Below are 16,133 nucleotides of genomic sequence, written 5' to 3' on the forward strand. Positions count from 1 at the left end.
AAGGGCGAGCAGAAGCCGAGGCTACTATGCTGCGCCGCTGTAGTCATTGTTCGCTTGCACTACCTTACTCCTCGTTATATGGCGCGCTGCTCAAGGTGTGATGGTGTTCAGCGCGGTGTCCAGATGGCGCTCGGCTTTGTCGCGCAATTCGCTGTTGGGGTATTGCGCCAGCAACTGGCGCAGGTACTCGATGGCCTTGTCGCGGCTGGGGTGCGGGTTGTCCGGCGCCAGGTACATAAGCGCTACCTGGTACAGCGCTTCTTCCTTTATGGAGGGTTCTACCGCCGGGTCTTTGAGCGCCACGCGGTACAGCTCCTCTGCGTCGGCGACGCGGTCTTTGAGCACCGCGCGGCGCGAGAGCAGGGTCATGTCCGGGTCGAGGCTAGGCTGGTCGAGGTTGAGATTCTGGCTGGGTTTCCAGTTGGCCAGCAGTTCGCGGGCGTTCTGTTGCAGCGGCTCGTTGGCGCGCTGATTGATCAGCGCAATGCGTTGTTCACTGCGTGCCGCGGCCCGGGTTTGGCCGAACTCATTGCGCACTTTATAAAAGGTGTTAAGGGCTTTGGTGTCGTCGCGCTGGTCATTGAAGCGACTCATATAAATGAGGCCGATCTGGTACAGGGAAATGGCGCGTACCTCGTCGCTCAGCTTGTCGTCCTGATAGCCCTGCAAGTACGTGGTTTCAGCCTTGGCGCTGGTGCCGTCGCGAATGGCCATGGCGCTGTAGGTGAGCAAGTCGCCTTCGTCTTCGATGGCGCCAAGCATGCGGTTGTTTTTGCTTTCCTTGGATTCGGCGACTTCCTGCGTGGTGACCTGGGCGATAAACAGCGGCGTGGTAGGTGCGCAGCCGGGCACAAGTAGGCAATACAACAGCGGCACAAAGCGGCGGGCGGGCATGGGCGTTCCTTGGCTTTTATAGAAGTGCCGGGCGGTGCGCTGCGGCCCGGTTCGGCCAGTCTAGTCAGGCGGCGCAGATGGACCAAGGGCGCTGACGCATCTCCAATCGGAGGATATGCTCAGCCTGCTCTGCAGTTTTTCTCAAGGCTGTCGATACACTCCACATCGGAGGATTTGCCCATGCGATTTTTACTTATTGGTGCGGTGGTGCTCGGCGCCGCAGGCTGCAACAGCATGACCATGGATTACCACCTGGATCAGGCTTACCAGGAATACAACGCCGGCAATTGCGACAAGGCCATGCTGGAGCTGTCGCAGGCCGAGCGCAAAAGCCGTTCGCGCAGTTATGTACAACCGGAAATCTCGCTGTTGCGCGGCCAGTGCCTGGAACGTGAAAACCTCTTCGTGGACGCGGCGCAAACGTACCAGTTCATCATCGCGCGCTACCCGTCGAGCGAGTACGCCTACCGCGCCCGCGCGCGTTTGGACACGTTGCAGCAGCTTGGCCACCGGCCGAGCGAAACCGCCAAAACGTCCGCTGCACCGCTGTAATTTTCTCAGCGCCGGCGTTGCGCTATTGGCAAGCCCACGGCGCTTAGCGAAGATAGCCAGGCGCTGAATGTGGCGTTGATTCAAGGAGGAAGGCTATGCGCATGTGGTTGTTATGCGTCGCGCTGCTGCCCGGTGTGGCGGCGGCAGAAATCTACAAATGGACGGATGCCAATGGCACGGTGCACTTCGACCAGCGCCAGGTTTCAGGCTCGGCGCCTGTGGCGGTGAAGCCGCAAGTGATCGAGCGCGATGAAGCCACCCGCCAGCGCCAGGAACGCACCGACAATTTCTACAACGCGCGCCGTGAAGAGCAAGCGCAAGCCCAGCAGCGCGCGAGCAAACAGCAGGCCGAAGTCCACAATTACTGCGCAAGCCTACGCAACAAACTGGCGCAGATTCCCGCTGGTAGCACGTACTACTCCGTCAATGACAAGGGCGACCGCGAGTATTACAGCGACCAGCAGCTGGACACCGCTCGTCGCCAAATCAGCCAACAAATTGCTCGCGACTGCGACTGAGGCTGGCCCTCCCTATAAGCAGCGGCCATACTCAGGCGCCGTCCATAGCGATTTGCCATCATGCGAAGTGAACGCCGAATCGATCGACATCAGCTGCCGTCTTACCTGAATGTCTTCAACCGCATCACCGACAAACCCATGGGCCATATCGGCAACGTGTCGCTCGACGGCCTGATGCTGATCAGCGAGTTGCCCATGCTCGTTGGCGCGCGGTTTGAAATGTGTTTGAAAATTCCGGGGCCGACCGGCCAGCGAATCATCAACTTCTCCGCCACCTGCCAATGGTGCCGCGAAGATGTCACCCCGGGTGGTTGGGACTCAGGCTTCTCGCTGGTGGCACCGCCGCCGGATTACGTGGAAATGGTTGACGCGCTGCGTCAGTACTTCACGTTTCAAACCTTGGCTACGCCGGTTTAGCTGCTTTTCGCTCTGCCATCAAAACCCTCTCCCCAGCCCTCTCCCGTAAACGGGCAGAGGGGGCGAAGTCGTGCGTGAATTGATTCCCCTCGCCCGCTTGCGGGAGAGGGGTTAGGGGAGAGGGAGGGGCGCAGCGCAGATCCGAGTCCGCCGCTGGGCTCTCTGTAGGAGCGGCTTTAGCCGCGAGCTGTTGATCGAAAAGCTCGCGGCTAAAGCCGCTCCTACACAGACGCAGTTTGGCGATGCCGTATGTTCGCCGCCATTCGAGATCGTCGGGGCTAAGGCTTGGCAAGGCGCCCCGCAGCTTTAAAGCGCAGCGTACTTTTGTACGTGAGCATTTAAAGCGAGGACGCAACGCCGCCAGGCCGACGACCCGGCGATCGTCCAGAAAGAATCAAAACACGCCGGCTTTTTTCCAGGCCAGATACCGCTCGACGAGCTCCGGCCCCAACTGGCTCGGCCTTGCATCCAGCACCGGCACGCCATGGGCGATCAACCGTTCATGCAGCCCGGCCCGCGCGTTCAAATAATCCACGGTGCCGCAGTAGGCCAGCGCCTCTTCGTAGGTGTGCACGGGGTTGTGGCGCAGGCTGTCGAGCACTTCTTCGCGCAAGCTGGTGATCAACACCCGGTGTTGGCGGCCGAGGCGTTTGGCGGCGGCCAGGAGCTCTTCGTCGTCTTCGTCGCGCAGGTTGCTGACGATCACCACCAGCGCGCGGCGGCGTTGGCGGGCGAGCAGGGCGTCGATGGCTGCGGCGTAATCGGCGGGACGTTGCGTGCTTTGCAGGTCGTACACCGCGTTAAGCAGCACGTTCAAATGCGCCTGGCCTTTGACCGGTGCCAGAAAGCGCGGCTGGTCGCCGGCAAACGTCGCCATGCCCACAGCGTCGCCTTGGCGCAAGGCCACGTAGCTGAGCAGCAGGCAGGCGTTGAGGGCGTGGTCGAAGTGTGAAAGGTCGCCGTCCTGGCTGCGCATACGCCGGCCGCAGTCGAGCAGGAAAATAATCTGCTGGTCGCGCTCGTCTTGATACTCGCGGGCAATCGGCGTGCGTTTGCGTGCGGTGGCTTTCCAGTCGATTTGGCGCAAGGTGTCGCCATCGCGGAATTCGCGCAGCTGCTGGAATTCCTGACCCAAGCCACGGCGCTGTTGCTGGCGCACGCCCAGTTGCCCAAGCCAGTCGTCCACGCCTTTGAGGCTGGCGTCGTAGAGCCTTGCGAAGTCCGGGTACACGCGCGTGGCGCCTGGCAGCTCCACGTAGCGCCGGCCTTGCCAGAGTTTCAGTGGGCTGGGGATGCCCAACTCACAGCGTTCGAACGCGAAGTGCCCACGCACCAATGGCCGCACGCGGTAGCTGAATTGCGTTTGCTCGCCAGGGCGCAGCTCGATGCGTTGCGGCAGGTAGTCGACGTCCATGCCGGCGGGCACGTGGTCGAACACCTCGAGTTGCTGGCGATGACGCAAGCCGTGTTGCGCGACCAGTTGCACCTCACCCCAACGGCCGAGCGACAAATTGCCGGGCAAGGTGCGTGTCAGCTGTGGCGAGGGCAGTTGCCGCAGCCACAGCACGTCCAGGCCGCTGACCAGCAACAGTGCCAGCAGCGCCGCCCACCACAGCGTGTGCAAGGTCGGCGGCACATGCACGTCTACGGCCTGCAAGATGCCCAGCACAATGGCCAGGCTCAGCAAGCCGCCAAGCAGCAGCAACAGCAGGCGCGACGGTTTCATTGCGGCCCTTTATTAGCGGACATGGCGAAGTGGGTCATAGACGCGGCGCTGCCACCTGGTCGAGCAGTTGTTGCAGCACCTGATCCACCGACAACCCTTCGATATCCAGTTCCGGCGACAAGCGCACGCGGTGGCGCAGCACCGCCAGGGCGCAGCCTTTCACGTCGTCGGGGGTCACGAAGTCGCCGCCACGCAGCAGTGCACGCGCACGACCGCCGCGCACCAAGGCAATGGATGCACGCGGGCCGGCGCCAATGGCCAGACCCGGCCAGCTGCGCGTGGCACGCGCCAGGCGCACGGCGTAGTCGAGCACCTGCTCATCAAGCGCCAGATCGCTGGCGATTTTCTGCAGGGCCAGCACATCCTTGGCTTGCAGCAGCGGGCGCAGCGGCACCACGTCAAGCATGTCGGCGCGCGATGAACGACTGACCTGGCGGACCATGGTCAGCTCTTCTTCGAGCTGCGGGTAATCCATGCGCAGCTTGAGCATAAAGCGGTCGAGCTCGGCTTCGGGCAGCGGGTAAGTGCCTTCCTGTTCAATCGGGTTCTGCGTGGCCAGCACCATAAACGGCTGAGCCACGGCCAGCGCGCGACCTTCCAGCGTGACCTGACGTTCTTGCATCACTTCCAGCAGCGCCGCCTGGGTTTTCGCCGGGGCGCGGTTGATTTCGTCCGCCAGCAGCAAGTTGGTGAACACCGGGCCTTTGCGCAGCTTGAACTGCTCGGACTGCAGGTCGTACACGGCATGGCCGGTGACGTCGCTTGGCATCAAGTCGGGCGTGAACTGGATACGCGCGAATTCACCGCCAAAGCAGCGGGCCAGTGCGCGCACCAACAGGGTTTTACCCAAGCCCGGCACGCCTTCGAGCAACACGTGGCCGCCGGCCAACAGCGCCGTGAGCACGTCGTCGATCACGGCGGTCTGGCCGATCAGCGCCTTCTGCAATTCCTGGCGCAGCGCTTGGGCCAACTGGGTGGCGCGTTGACGCTGGGCGTTCGCCGGCGGCGCGGCAGGGGCCGGGGCAGGCGGTGGCGTCAGCGCGCCAACAATGGCAGCGGGTGCTGGAGCCGGGGTGGGTTCCAGGGCTTGCGGGTCCAGCTCCAGTTCGGTGGCGGGGGCATCGACTGGGCGGCCGGGCTGTTCGGGCGTCTGTTCGCTCATAGGGCATTCCTGAGGGTTTGCAGGTGGGCGACCTGGCGGGTGAATTCGGTGGCGGAGATCCGCTGTTTCGGCAGCGGACGCATGGCTTGGCTAATGGCACTGCTGGGTAAGCGACTGAGGCGGCCGAGCACTTGCCATTGGGTGGCAATGTCCAGCCGTTCGAAACCGGGATGACGACGGCGGGCCTGGCGCTGGATATCGCGCTGCAGCCCTTGCAGCAAGCTTTGCGCGCCACTGTTGCGGCGCAGGAAGTCAGCGCTACCGCGCAGGTGTTCTTGAAGTTGGCGACGGGCCAGGCTGGCCGGCGCGAGCAGCGGACCCTGACGACGGCCGTTGGCCCACAGTACCAGGGCGACCAGCAGCGCCAAGGCCACCAGCGCTTCGGGGAAGTTGCGCCACAGCAGCGTGAGCAAGTCGTCGCGGTCGGCGCGATACAGCAGCGTGACCTTGCTGTCTTGCGTCAGGTACCAGAGCAGCCAGGCGTTGTCGTAGTCGGCGATGCTTTCGTTCTGCCAGATCCAGCTGTCGGTCAGCACCGTTACCAGGCCGTCGCCGTGGTTGAGCTGCAGCATGTGCGTGGAGTCGGCACTGTTGGCCCAGGCTTGGGCCTGGTTCTTGGCGTCGAACAGGTGGTAGTCGGTATCGAAGTTGATATAGGCCGGCGCCTCTTCGTTTTCCAGATACAGCTTGGTCAGCTCGGGGTAAAGGTCCGCGTCGGCCTCGTCGCCAGGCCCGGGTTCTTGCGGCTCGTCTGAATCGTCGCGCTGTGCGTCTTGTTCGCTGCTGTCTTCGGCAGTGGCTTGTTCTGAGTCTTCGGTGTCTTGGACGTCGGTGTCTTGGTCGAGGTCTTCCGTCAGCAGTTGGTGGATGCCCAGTTTGTCGAGCAGCAGGTCGTCACTCTTGCCTTCTTCCTCATCCCACAGCGACTCGGCCACCACCAGCAGATGCCCGCCTTTGGCTGCCCATGCCAGCACGCGCTCGGTTTGCCGTGGGGTCATTTTTTCGCGCGTGCCCAACAGCAGCAAGGTATTGCCTTGGCTCGGCAAGGTGCTGAGCACCTCCAGACCGTCGGCACGGGTGACGCTGATCTGTCGGTCTTTCAAGAAGGTTTCGGCCGCCAGGTAGGGGTTGGCGCCCACTTCCGGCGAGGGGCCGTGTTTGATTTCTTTTTGATAGGGTGTAGCCAGGCTCATCACATAGATAGCGGCCAAGCCGAGGAGGAAAAAGATCACCGCCGCGACGGCAAACGTGACGCGCCGGTTCATGCCTGCGCCCCCGTTTGGAACAAGCGACGCCAGCCTTCGCAAAGGCCGCGCTTGAGGTTGTCGGGCGGGTTTTGGTGCCCGTACGCGAGGTTTTGCCAATGGCGCGTGAGCACTTGGGTGAAGCGGGTGAGGTCGCCAAGCTCAAGGTTTTGTACCAATTGCTGCACTTCGCCCTCGGTGTGCGAGCCTTTGAGCGGCAGGTGGTAGTCGTGCAGCAAACGGCTGAGCAAGGCGCGGTAGAGCAAGCCCAGGGCTTCACGCGGCTGTTCGTTCCACAGGCGTTCGACGGTGCTGGCGACATCGTCCGGCAAGCTTTCGGGCGCCACGTCGAGGCCGAACAGCATGCTTGGCACTTCGCGCCTTTGCCGTTTGGGCAGAGATAGGCGTCCTGTAAACGTGCTCAGCCATTCGCGGTAACGCCAGATAATCAGCACCACGAGCGCAATGACCGCGCCCCACAGCAACACTTCGACTGCATTGGCCAGCCACTTCATGCCTTGCCACGCTTCGAGCAGGTGCTTGATGCCCTCAAGCAGCGAGGACGCCTCGTCTTCGTTGCTGTCTTTGGCTTTTTTCGGTTCTTTCTTGGCGTCGTCGCCGAAGCGCCAACGGGTAACGGTTTCGCGGTTCTCGAATGGCGGCGCGTCGAGAATTTTGCTGATGCTGGCTTGCGCGGCTTTGCTGGTCAGCGATTGATTGGCGAGCCGGTCTTTGTCGGGGCCGAGCGGGTCGTCGAACGGAATCGGGCAGCTGCCAACCGCAGCCGGCTCATCGTCGGCCCAGGCGCTGCCCGGTGTGCTCAGCAGCAATGCGCTGAAGCCGAGTATCAGCACGTAGGCGATGCCCGTAAGGCGTTGGCGCAGACGGCGGAACGTCAGTTCGATGTCCCAGCCTTCCAGCGTGGTGCGCCGGTTCAGGTACAGGGTGAAACCGCACGCCACGTATACCGGCTCCCACACACACAGCACCAACACGTACAGCGAGTTGTACAAGTGCTCCAGCCACAGCCATTCGCCGGCTTCCGGGTTGATCAGGTTTTGCCAGTCCCAATCGGTTTTCATCTGCTGCGGCAGCATCAGGTAGAACAGTGCGGTAAGGCCGAACAACAGCGCGGTTTCAACGTGCACGCCAATCACCGTGAGCCAGGTGGCGGCGCCGGTGCTGCGTTGGCCGAGCACCACCAGGCGTTTGCTGCGCGCTTCGCCGCTCAGCCCTTCCAGCTGCATGACGGGCAAATCGAAGCTGCGGGTGAAGCTCAGGCGTCGCCAGGTCAGGCTCGCCAGCAGTTGCGGCTTAAGCAGGCGCGGCCAGGCTTTGACGGCCTGCTTGATGGTCGGCGTATTGCCGAACAGCGCTTGCGACAAGATATGCAGCGGCAAGCGGTCGAACGCCGGCTTGAGCAACCAGAACAGGAACATAGTGACGCTGGGGTAGTTCCACAGCACCGCAGTGATCAGGGCGAACACCGGAAAGCTGATGAGGAAAAAACTGCTGAACAGCACGCGCAGGTGTTGCCGCGCCAGCAGCACGCCGAGGTCGATGGCTTCCCAGTTGCTGCGCGGGCGAATGGCCACGCTGGCGTCAGTCAGGCGCATGCACACCCCGACCGGCAAACACGAAATAGCTCAGCACCAGCGTCCACAACCCGGCGCCGACGATGTATTTCACCATCGGCGTGGTGAAGGTCATCGACGACCAATAGGCCTCGATAAACGCGGCGATCAGCAAGAACAGGATGACGCCCGCCACCAGTTGCACGGCGCGTCCGGCCGCCAGGCGCAGCGCCTCGGCGCGGGTAAACCGGCCCGGCGCGAGCAGCGCCCAGCCCATCTTCAAGCCGGCCGCGCCGGAGAACACGATGCCGGTCAGCTCGAACGCGCCATGCCCGATCACAAACGACCAGAAGGTTTCGGTGTAGCCCACCTGGGTTAAATGACCGGCCACGGCGCCAATGGTCAGGCCGTTGAATAGCAGGAAAAACAGACTGCCCAGGCCAAACAGCAAGCCGCTGGCGAAGGTCTGAAAGGAGATGCCGATGTTGTTCATGATGTAGTAGCCGAACATCATCCAGTCATCACCGGCGTCGCGTTCATTGCGGCCGATACGGCGGGCGTCGGGGTCGTACATGTGTTCCATATCTGCGACCTGATCGGGCGCCATGACGCTGTAGATCAGGTCGGGGAAGGCATAGACCAGCACGCCCATCAGAATCAGCGTGCCGAAGAACACCAGCGTGGCGATCAGCACGCTGCGCCATTCCTCACGCACCAAACGGGCAAAACCGCCCAGCACAAACTGAATGATCTGCGCGCCCAATTGGCTGCGGTGACGGTAGAACTGCTGGTGCCCGCGCATGGCCAGCAGTTGCAACTGATCGATCAGGTAACTGCTGTAACCGCGTTCCTGCGCCAGCGCCAGTTGATGACACAAGCGCCGGTAATCGCCGGCGAAGGCTTGGCTGGCTTCGGCAGAGGCTTTGCCACGCTCAAGGCTTTCGAGCAACGCGGTGAAGCGTTGCCACTCAGCCTGATGACGGCTCTCGAATACGATCTGTTTCATGTCGGCCCCAGCAAGCCGCTGGCGATGCGGTTGAGCTGCTGTTCGGCCTGCTCGGCAGGCACTTGCAAGGGCTCGGCAAGAATGGCGGCCAATTCCTGACGGCGCGCGGCGGAGAGTTCGCCCTGACGTTCACTGAAAGCCATGACTGCGCGCTGCTCGTTGAGGCTCAGCGGGAACGGCGCCCGCAGCGGTTCGGCATTGGCGAGCGGCGGGCGCTTCAGCGCAACGTCGCGGTACACCACCACGCTGCCGGCGGCCAGGTCGCCAAGGCGCTTGAAGGTTCGGCTGTTCAGGCAGCTGACGATGCCGAAGGCATAGGAGAAGGGCAGCACATCCACAAAGCGCAGCAGGTTGCGTGTCAGCGAGGCGGCCCAGCCAATCGGCGTGCCGTCGTCGTGCACCACGCGCAGGCCCATGAACTGCTTGCCCGGAGACTGCCCTTGGTTGAGCACCTCGAACAGCACCATGTACCACCAGTTCACCAGGAAATACAAAATCGCGCCCAGGCCCATGCCCAGTTGGCCCAGCAGGGCTAACACAATGGCGGCGAAGCCCAGAATAAGGCCGCGAAGGCCCAGGTCGATGGCGAAGGCGAGGGCGCGTACCAGCAGGCCAGCAGGGCGCAAGGCCAGGTCGATGCCTTCCGGCGTTTCCACGTGAAAGCGCGTATCCAGCAAGGTGCCAGGCGCGGAGGGAAGAGCGGGGGAAGGGGAGTGAGGCATCGGGGCACGGCGTCGAGGAAAGCCCGATGCTAGCGAGCAGCAGGCGGGGAAGCAACCGGGCTATGCAGCAAGCCCGGTCGCATCGGGTCGACTTAGTTAGTCGGTACCGGACGTACGCCGAAGATAGTGCGGTACAGCACGCCAATGGCCACGACCATCAACGGAATCAGCCACAGCAGGCCGATGAACAGAGTCAGACCGCTGAGGGCCATCAACACGCCGAAGATCATCAGCAGGCCGAACACTTTGAACCAGTGTTGGCCGATGGCTTTGCGCGAGGTTTCCAGTGCTTGCCACGGCGACAGGCCGCGCTCTACTACGAGCGGGATGGCGAGCATGTAGGCAACGCTCAGGTAGATGCCAGGAATCACGAACAGGAAGTAGCCGATCATGATCAGCACGCTCATCAGCAGCGCGGTAATGACCACCGGCACCGAGCGACCGAAGTGGCTGAACATTTCACCGAAACGCACCGGCTGGCCGGCGGCGGCACGGATGCCGACCATGTTGATGCCCGCCAGGAACGGGTAAACCATGGCGGTGGCCAGGAAGCCAAGGAGCATTGAGCCAATCATGAAGGCGAACATCGCGCCCATGGCCATGGAGCCGTCGTCGCCGCTCATCAGGCCCAAGCCCGCTACGCCGGCCACGCCGAAGACGGCCAGCACGATGGTGAGAATGTTCATGACCGCGAACAGCGCGGCGTAGAACACCACGAAGCCGCCGATGATGATGCCTTTGGTGCCCTTGGTCAGGCGCCAGGCTTCGCCCAGCAGGTCGCTGACGCCGAAGTCGTAACGGCGGCTCAACGCTTCTTCAATAGTGGGAACGCTGCCGGTATCTGCAATGGCTTGCAGGTTGCTGGCGGGTGCGGCGAAGGGATTTGGAGCAATGGATTCGGTCATGCTTACTTCCTTGTGGGTAGGTTCTCCGAGTGGCCGCATGCTAGCCGTCGGCCATCTCGGCGACAAGCCCCGCGCACGCGGTGTGTGCGGCGCTTCATACTTAGCGATGCCGCGTAAGCAGTAGCTTTCCGGTGACTGAGCGTCTGCGTCGTGGTTTTGCGCGGTGCTAGACTGCCGCCGCTTTCCCTTCGCCATTTTCGCCCCGCAGGCCCGCATAAGGATTCGCCGTGAGCGCAAGCATCTTCTGGTACGACTACGAAACGACTGGCATCGACCCGCGCAGTGACCGACCGCTGCAAGTTGCCGGCATTCGCACCGATGAAGCGCTCAACGAGATTGGCGAGCCGGTGAATCTGTATTGCCGGCCCAGCGACGACATCCTGCCGCACCCCATGGCCTGCCTGATCACCGGTATTACCCCGCAAACATTAGCGAGCAAGGGCCTGGACGAAGCCGACTTCATGACCCGCGTGCACGCTGAAATGGCCGCGCCCGCTACGTGCAGCGCCGGCTATAACAGCTTGCGCTTCGACGATGAGGTCACGCGCTACAGCCTGTACCGCAACTTCTTCGACCCTTACGCCCGTGAATGGCAAGGCGGTAATAGCCGCTGGGATTTGATCGATGTCGTGCGCACCGCCTATGCGTTGCGGCCCGAGGGCATTAATTGGCCGCAGGAAGAACAACGCGTCAGCCTCAAGTTGGAACGATTAACTGCGGCCAACGGTATCGACCATGGCCAAGCGCACGATGCGTTGTCGGATGTGCGCGCCACCATCGGCCTGGCCAAGTTGGTGCGCAGCGCACAACCAAAACTGTACGACTACCTCTATCAACTGCGCAGTAAACAGAAGGTGCTCGACCAAGTTCGTCTTTTGCAACCGATGGTGCATATATCTGGCCGATTCTCTGCGGCGCGTAATTACTTGGCGGTGGTAATGCCGCTGGCCTGGCACCCGCGCAATCGCAACGCCCTGATTGTTTGCGATTTGCAGAGTGACCTCTCACCATTGTTGGAGCTTGACGGCGAAAACTTGCGCCGGTTGCTGTACACCCGCCGCGAGCAATTGGCTGAGGGGCAATTGCCGGTGCCGCTGAAACTTGTGCATATCAATCGTTGCCCCGTGGTAGCGCCCATGGGCGTGCTGCGTGAAGAAGATAAACAGCGCTTGCAACTGGATATGGCAACAATCGAACAGCGTGCCGAGCAACTACGCGCCAGCCAGGCAACTTGGCAGGAAAAATTGCAAACGGTTTATGCCGCCGAAGAATTCACCCCCAGCGAAGATCCGGAACAGCAGTTATATGACGGTTTTATAGGCGACCGTGATCGACGCTTGTGTGAACAAGTGCGCACCGCTGAACCGCAACGATTGGGTCAGGAACAATGGCCATTCGATGACGCACGACTGCCGGAACTATTGTTTCGCTACCGCGCGCGAAACTTTCCTCACACCCTCACGTCGGCCGAACAACAGCAATGGCGCTTATTCTGCCAGCAGCGTTTAAGCGCGCCACAATGGGGCGCGCCCAATACCTTGGCGGCGTTCGACAGCGCTTTGCAGCAGGCCTGGGGCACGGCAGATGCCGCGCAGCAGGCTGTGCTGCAGCAATGGCAGAACTACGCGCTGGATTTGCGCCAGCGTTATGAGCTGCCCTAGGCATCAGAAAAACCAGGCAATAAAAAACGCCGGCATAAGCCGGCGTTTTTTCATGTCTCGCTGAGCAATCTGAAACGCACTCGCGTGGTTTGCAGATTGGCCAAGCTGCATTAGTCGAGCAGAGTTGCCCAGCCTTCAACGGCTGCAGCGCCCCACTTGGCTTTCCACTCTTTCAAGGTTTTGTGGTTGCCACCTTTGGTTTCGATGACTTCACCGGTGTTCGGGTTTTTATATTGCTTAACTTTACGAGCACGCTTGCTGCCAGTGGCTTTAGCGGCACGTGGGGCTTTGCTGGATTTAGCATCTGGATCGAGCATGGCAACGATGTCACGCAGCGATTTCTGGTATTCGCCCATCAGCGTGCGCAGTTTGCCTTCGAATTCCAGTTCTTTTTTCAGCTTGTCATCCTGCGAGAGGTTTTTCAGGCGCTCTTGCAGTTCTTTGATGGCTTCTTCTGTTGCGCGGTATTCATTGATCAGAGACATGGGCGATACCTTGAATCGGAGGTCGGGGGTTAGTGTTGGTGATAATAGTCATGCACTTAATACAAGTAAACATGTTTGAAAAGTTTTGCCTGAATTAGTTTCAAGACTATTGCGCTCGTTGTGTAAGACCAACCCAGCGCTAAATAGTTAAAGTGACTTTGCGTTACTCGGGTTTAAATCCCTGCACTGTGCAGGGCCATATGCACGCCGCGCCAAGGTGCGTGCGCCACTGCTGAAGTTTTCCCGCGCTGTCGCTAGAATGGCGGCCTTTGTGAGTTTCTGGAGTTCCCGCATGCGCACTTTTCGCTTGGTAATCGCCTGCCCCGACGGCGTCGGTATCGTTGCCAAGGTCAGTAACTTTCTGGCGACCTATAACGGTTGGATCACCGAAGCGAGTCATCATTCGGATAACCAAAGTGGCTGGTTCTTTATGCGCCACGAAATTCGCGCCGACTCGCTGCCCTTCGATCTCGACGGTTTCCGCCAGGCCTTCGCGCCCATCGCCAAACAGTTCTCGATGGAATGGCGCATTACCGATTCAGAACAAAAGAAACGCGTGGTGCTGATGGCCAGCCGCGAATCGCACTGCCTGGCCGATTTGCTGCACCGCTGGCACAGCGACGAGCTGGACTGCGAAATTCCGTGCGTGATCTCCAACCACAACGACCTGCGCAGCATGGTCGAGTGGCATGGCATTCCCTTCCATCACGTGCCAGTCAATCCGCTGGATAAAGAGCCGGCGTTCGCCGAGGTGACCCGCCTGGTCCGCGAAGTGGGCGCCGATGTGGTGGTGCTTGCCCGTTACATGCAGATTCTGCCGCCGGAGCTGTGCCAAGAATTTGCCCAGCGCGTGATAAACATTCACCACAGCTTCCTGCCGTCGTTTATCGGCGCCAAGCCGTATCACCAGGCATCGTTGCGCGGCGTCAAGCTGATTGGCGCGACCTCGCATTACGTCACCGAAGAATTGGATGCCGGCCCGATCATCGAGCAAGACGTGGTCCGCATCAGCCACCGCGACAGCATCGAAGAGCTGGTGCGCCTGGGTAAGGACGTGGAAAAAATGGTGCTCGCCCGTGGCTTGCGCTATCACTTGGAAGATCGCGTGCTGGTGCACAACAACAAAACCGTGGTGTTCGATTAACCCTTGCGAGGCAGCCCATGAGTGATCCCCTCGACCGCGCCACCTCCACCGCGCCCGCGACGTTGGGCGAAGGTTGCCTGAGCCGCTATGACCCGGAGGCCATGGACGAACAAACGGGTACCGAGTTTGAAGAGGCGGCCAGGCTTTGGGAGGAGTTGCATCCAGAGTCGGATAAAAAGCCTGACGCGTGAGGGGCTGAGTTGGGCGTCGCTGCGCAGCGACGCCCAACGGCGAGAACGCGTTAAATCCTGAAACTATCCACCAACTGCTTGAGCCGCGTGGCCTGCTGTTCAAGGTCGCCACACGCACGCAAGGTGGCGTGCAGGTTCTCGACACCTTCCTGGTTGAGCATGTTGATTTCGTTGATGTCCATGTTCAGCGATTCCACCACCGAGGTTTGCTCCTCGGTAGCGGTGGCAACCGATTGGTTCATGCCGTCGATCTCGCCAATGCGCTGGGTCACGCTACCCAGGCGCTCACCGGCGCGGTTGGCGATTTCCACGCTTTCTTCGCTGTAGCGCTGGCTCTCGGTCATGGTGGTGACCGACTCACGCGAGCCCACTTGCAGCTCTTCGATCATCTTTTGAATTTCCTGCGCCGATTCCTGGGTGCGGTGCGCCAGGTTGCGCACTTCATCGGCCACCACGGCAAACCCACGCCCGGCTTCACCGGCTCGCGCGGCCTCGATGGCGGCGTTGAGCGCCAGAAGGTTGGTCTGCTGGGAAATGCTTTTGATCACTTCCAGAATCTGACCGATGTCGACGGTTTTGCCGTTGAGCGTTTCGATGTTGCCGCACGAGGTGCGGATTTTGTCGGACAGCTCGTTCATCGCCACGATGGTTTTCTCCACCACTTGACGCCCGTCTTCAGCCAGCACTTTGGCGTCCGACGCCTGCGTGGAGGCGTCGGCGGCGTTGCGGGCGATTTCCTGCGCTGCTGCACCGAGCTGATTAATCGCCGCCGCGACGCTGTTGGTGCGGTTGGCCTGCTCGTCGGAGTTCACCATCGAGGAGTTGGAGGCATTGACCACCAGCTTCGCCACTTCATTGACCTGCGCCGTGGCCGAGGACACTTCCCGGATCGAGCTGTGAATCCGCTCGACGAACTGGTTGAACGAAGAGGCCAGATCGCCGAACTCGTCGTTGGATTGCACAGCCAGGCGCTTGGTCAGGTCGCCTTCGCCTTGGGCGATGTTGCGCATGGCGCCGGCCATGACATGCAACGGTTGCATCAGCACGCGAATCAGCATGCCCAGCAGGAACAGGATTCCGACCACGGCGACGATAGTCATGATGATGGCCGAGGCGCGAAATTCGGTGAGCATTGAATACGCTTTGTCTTTATCGACCGACAAGCCCAGGTACCACTTCACCGACGGCAGGCCGTTCACCGGGGCAAAGGTGAGAATGCGCGCTTCGCCATTGGCCTCGGCTTCGCTGATGGCGCTGCTGATGCTCGGCGTGTTGGTGGGGTAGAGGTCTTTGAGGTTTTTCATCACCAGATTTTTGTCTGGGTGCACCAGGATCTTGCCGTCAGCGCTCACCAGAAAGGCGTAGCCCATGCCGCCGAAGTCCAGGGAGTTGATGATTTTCACCAAGGCATTGAGGCTCAGGTCGCCGCCGACCACGCCGGCTGTTTGCGCGGGCGTGGCGATGGTAATGATCAGCGCGCCGGTAGCGGCATCCACATAGGGTTCGGTTAGCGTGGTGGTGCCGGCGGCCATGGCGTCTTTGTACCAAGGGCGCGTACGCGGATCGTAACCGGCGGGCATTTCGCTGGTGGGGCGCATGATGAATGACCCATCGGCGCTGCCCAGGTAGGTGAAGTCGAAGGTGGATTTCTGCGCCTTCTGCTCCAACAGTTTGGCCACGGCATCGGGTTCGCTGTTGGCGGCAATGCTTTGCGCGGTGCTCTCCACCAGCACGATACGCCCCGCCAGCCAGTTCTGGATGTTGCTGGCCGTCACCTCACCCATTTCTTGCAAATAGTTGTTCAAGTCGTCCCGGATGGCATTGCGTTGCAGGTAATCGTTGTACAGCGTGAATAGCGCGAATGCGGCGATCACCACTAACGAGGCCGCAAGCAGAATCTTGTGGCTGAACTTCAGGTTTTTGGTCATGGCG

16 protein-coding genes are annotated in these 16,133 nt (G+C 61.0%); 6 read left to right on the forward strand and 10 right to left on the reverse strand.

Annotation, left to right across the window (positions count from 1 at the left end):
• Positions 1-90: 90 nt before the first annotated feature.
• Positions 91-894, reverse strand: coding sequence for an outer membrane protein assembly factor BamD (locus AC0IW7_RS18325; RefSeq protein ID WP_471819896.1), 804 nt, complete (start codon positions 892-894; stop codon positions 91-93).
• A gap of 180 nt (positions 895-1,074) precedes the next feature.
• On the opposite strand from AC0IW7_RS18325, the gene AC0IW7_RS18330 reads away from it, so the two are divergent.
• From AC0IW7_RS18330 to AC0IW7_RS18340, 3 genes are all read left to right on the forward strand, one after another.
• On the forward strand, positions 1,075-1,446 hold the full coding sequence (locus AC0IW7_RS18330; RefSeq protein ID WP_471819898.1) for a tetratricopeptide repeat protein: 372 nt from the start codon (positions 1,075-1,077) through the stop codon (positions 1,444-1,446).
• A gap of 95 nt (positions 1,447-1,541) precedes the next feature.
• A complete protein-coding gene (locus tag AC0IW7_RS18335) occupies positions 1,542-1,964 on the forward strand; it encodes a DUF4124 domain-containing protein (RefSeq protein ID WP_471819900.1) in 423 nt (140 codons plus the stop codon).
• A 60-nt stretch (positions 1,965-2,024) separates the two neighbouring features.
• On the forward strand, positions 2,025-2,381 hold the full coding sequence (locus AC0IW7_RS18340; RefSeq protein WP_122492681.1) for a PilZ domain-containing protein: 357 nt from the start codon (positions 2,025-2,027) through the stop codon (positions 2,379-2,381).
• A 394-nt stretch (positions 2,382-2,775) separates the two neighbouring features.
• On the opposite strand, the gene AC0IW7_RS18345 is transcribed toward AC0IW7_RS18340, so the two are convergent.
• From AC0IW7_RS18345 to AC0IW7_RS18375, 7 genes are all read right to left on the reverse strand, one after another.
• A complete protein-coding gene (locus AC0IW7_RS18345; protein ID WP_471819901.1) occupies positions 2,776-4,107 on the reverse strand; it encodes a DUF58 domain-containing protein in 1,332 nt (443 codons plus the stop codon).
• A gap of 34 nt (positions 4,108-4,141) precedes the next feature.
• The gene (locus tag AC0IW7_RS18350; RefSeq protein ID WP_471819903.1) at positions 4,142-5,269 is read right to left on the reverse strand and encodes an AAA family ATPase; all 1,128 of its coding nucleotides are present in this window, start codon (positions 5,267-5,269) and stop codon (positions 4,142-4,144) included.
• Positions 5,266-6,534: a DUF4350 domain-containing protein gene (locus AC0IW7_RS18355; protein ID WP_471819904.1), complete on the reverse strand. Its 1,269-nt coding sequence runs from the start codon at positions 6,532-6,534 to the stop codon at positions 5,266-5,268. Before AC0IW7_RS18355 ends, AC0IW7_RS18350 begins: the two co-directional genes overlap by 4 nt.
• Positions 6,531-8,129, reverse strand: coding sequence for a DUF4129 domain-containing protein (locus AC0IW7_RS18360; protein ID WP_471819906.1), 1,599 nt, complete (start codon positions 8,127-8,129; stop codon positions 6,531-6,533). Before AC0IW7_RS18360 ends, AC0IW7_RS18355 begins: the two co-directional genes overlap by 4 nt.
• Positions 8,116-9,093, reverse strand: coding sequence for a stage II sporulation protein M (locus tag AC0IW7_RS18365; RefSeq protein ID WP_471819907.1), 978 nt, complete (start codon positions 9,091-9,093; stop codon positions 8,116-8,118). Before AC0IW7_RS18365 ends, AC0IW7_RS18360 begins: the two co-directional genes overlap by 14 nt.
• Positions 9,090-9,815, reverse strand: a complete 726-nt coding sequence (locus AC0IW7_RS18370; RefSeq protein ID WP_122492677.1) for an RDD family protein — start codon at positions 9,813-9,815, stop codon at positions 9,090-9,092. The genes AC0IW7_RS18365 and AC0IW7_RS18370 overlap by 4 nt, the downstream gene beginning before the upstream one ends.
• A 92-nt stretch (positions 9,816-9,907) precedes the next feature.
• Positions 9,908-10,720 (reverse strand): hypothetical protein, encoded by an 813-nt coding sequence (locus AC0IW7_RS18375; RefSeq protein ID WP_471819908.1) that lies wholly within the window; start codon positions 10,718-10,720, stop codon positions 9,908-9,910.
• A gap of 227 nt (positions 10,721-10,947) precedes the next feature.
• Between AC0IW7_RS18375 and sbcB the strand changes: the two genes are divergently transcribed.
• A complete protein-coding gene (gene sbcB, locus AC0IW7_RS18380; protein ID WP_471819909.1) occupies positions 10,948-12,381 on the forward strand; it encodes an exodeoxyribonuclease I in 1,434 nt (477 codons plus the stop codon).
• A 110-nt stretch (positions 12,382-12,491) separates the two neighbouring features.
• On the opposite strand, the gene mvaT is transcribed toward sbcB, so the two are convergent.
• On the reverse strand, positions 12,492-12,866 hold the full coding sequence (gene mvaT, locus AC0IW7_RS18385; RefSeq protein WP_122492674.1) for a histone-like nucleoid-structuring protein MvaT: 375 nt from the start codon (positions 12,864-12,866) through the stop codon (positions 12,492-12,494).
• A 292-nt stretch (positions 12,867-13,158) separates the two neighbouring features.
• On the opposite strand from mvaT, the gene purU reads away from it, so the two are divergent.
• Entirely contained in the window at positions 13,159-14,010 is an 852-nt protein-coding gene (gene purU, locus AC0IW7_RS18390) for a formyltetrahydrofolate deformylase (protein WP_463551650.1), read from the forward strand.
• Positions 14,011-14,027: 17 nt separating this feature from the next.
• Positions 14,028-14,201 (forward strand): hypothetical protein, encoded by a 174-nt coding sequence (locus AC0IW7_RS18395; RefSeq protein ID WP_463551651.1) that lies wholly within the window; start codon positions 14,028-14,030, stop codon positions 14,199-14,201.
• Positions 14,202-14,251: 50 nt separating this feature from the next.
• Here the strand turns inward: AC0IW7_RS18395 and AC0IW7_RS18400 are convergent, their stop codons facing one another.
• Positions 14,252-16,129 carry a methyl-accepting chemotaxis protein gene (locus AC0IW7_RS18400; protein WP_471819911.1) on the reverse strand — a complete coding sequence of 626 codons (1,878 nt, stop codon included), beginning with the start codon at positions 16,127-16,129 and terminating at the stop codon, positions 14,252-14,254.
• Between the last annotated feature and the right edge of the window lie 4 nt (positions 16,130-16,133).

Source organism: Pseudomonas sp. AC229 (assembly GCF_979254655.1).

Bases quoted from the DNA above. Each gene is read 5' to 3' on its own strand.
- AC0IW7_RS18325 (WP_471819896.1), bottom strand. From the start codon at position 894: ATGCCCGCCCGCCGCTTTGTGCCGCTGTTGTATTGCCTACTTGTGCCC.
- AC0IW7_RS18330 (WP_471819898.1), top strand. From the start codon at position 1,075: ATGCGATTTTTACTTATTGGTGCGGTGGTGCTCGGCGCCGCAGGCTGC.
- AC0IW7_RS18335 (WP_471819900.1), top strand. From the start codon at position 1,542: ATGCGCATGTGGTTGTTATGCGTCGCGCTGCTGCCCGGTGTGGCGGCG.
- AC0IW7_RS18340 (WP_122492681.1), top strand. From the start codon at position 2,025: ATGCGAAGTGAACGCCGAATCGATCGACATCAGCTGCCGTCTTACCTG.
- AC0IW7_RS18345 (WP_471819901.1), bottom strand. From the start codon at position 4,107: ATGAAACCGTCGCGCCTGCTGTTGCTGCTGCTTGGCGGCTTGCTGAGC.
- AC0IW7_RS18350 (WP_471819903.1), bottom strand. From the start codon at position 5,269: ATGAGCGAACAGACGCCCGAACAGCCCGGCCGCCCAGTCGATGCCCCC.
- AC0IW7_RS18355 (WP_471819904.1), bottom strand. From the start codon at position 6,534: ATGAACCGGCGCGTCACGTTTGCCGTCGCGGCGGTGATCTTTTTCCTC.
- AC0IW7_RS18360 (WP_471819906.1), bottom strand. From the start codon at position 8,129: ATGCGCCTGACTGACGCCAGCGTGGCCATTCGCCCGCGCAGCAACTGG.
- AC0IW7_RS18365 (WP_471819907.1), bottom strand. From the start codon at position 9,093: ATGAAACAGATCGTATTCGAGAGCCGTCATCAGGCTGAGTGGCAACGC.
- AC0IW7_RS18370 (WP_122492677.1), bottom strand. From the start codon at position 9,815: ATGCCTCACTCCCCTTCCCCCGCTCTTCCCTCCGCGCCTGGCACCTTG.
- AC0IW7_RS18375 (WP_471819908.1), bottom strand. From the start codon at position 10,720: ATGACCGAATCCATTGCTCCAAATCCCTTCGCCGCACCCGCCAGCAAC.
- mvaT (WP_122492674.1), bottom strand. From the start codon at position 12,866: ATGTCTCTGATCAATGAATACCGCGCAACAGAAGAAGCCATCAAAGAA.
- purU (WP_463551650.1), top strand. From the start codon at position 13,159: ATGCGCACTTTTCGCTTGGTAATCGCCTGCCCCGACGGCGTCGGTATC.
- AC0IW7_RS18395 (WP_463551651.1), top strand. From the start codon at position 14,028: ATGAGTGATCCCCTCGACCGCGCCACCTCCACCGCGCCCGCGACGTTG.
- AC0IW7_RS18400 (WP_471819911.1), bottom strand. From the start codon at position 16,129: ATGACCAAAAACCTGAAGTTCAGCCACAAGATTCTGCTTGCGGCCTCG.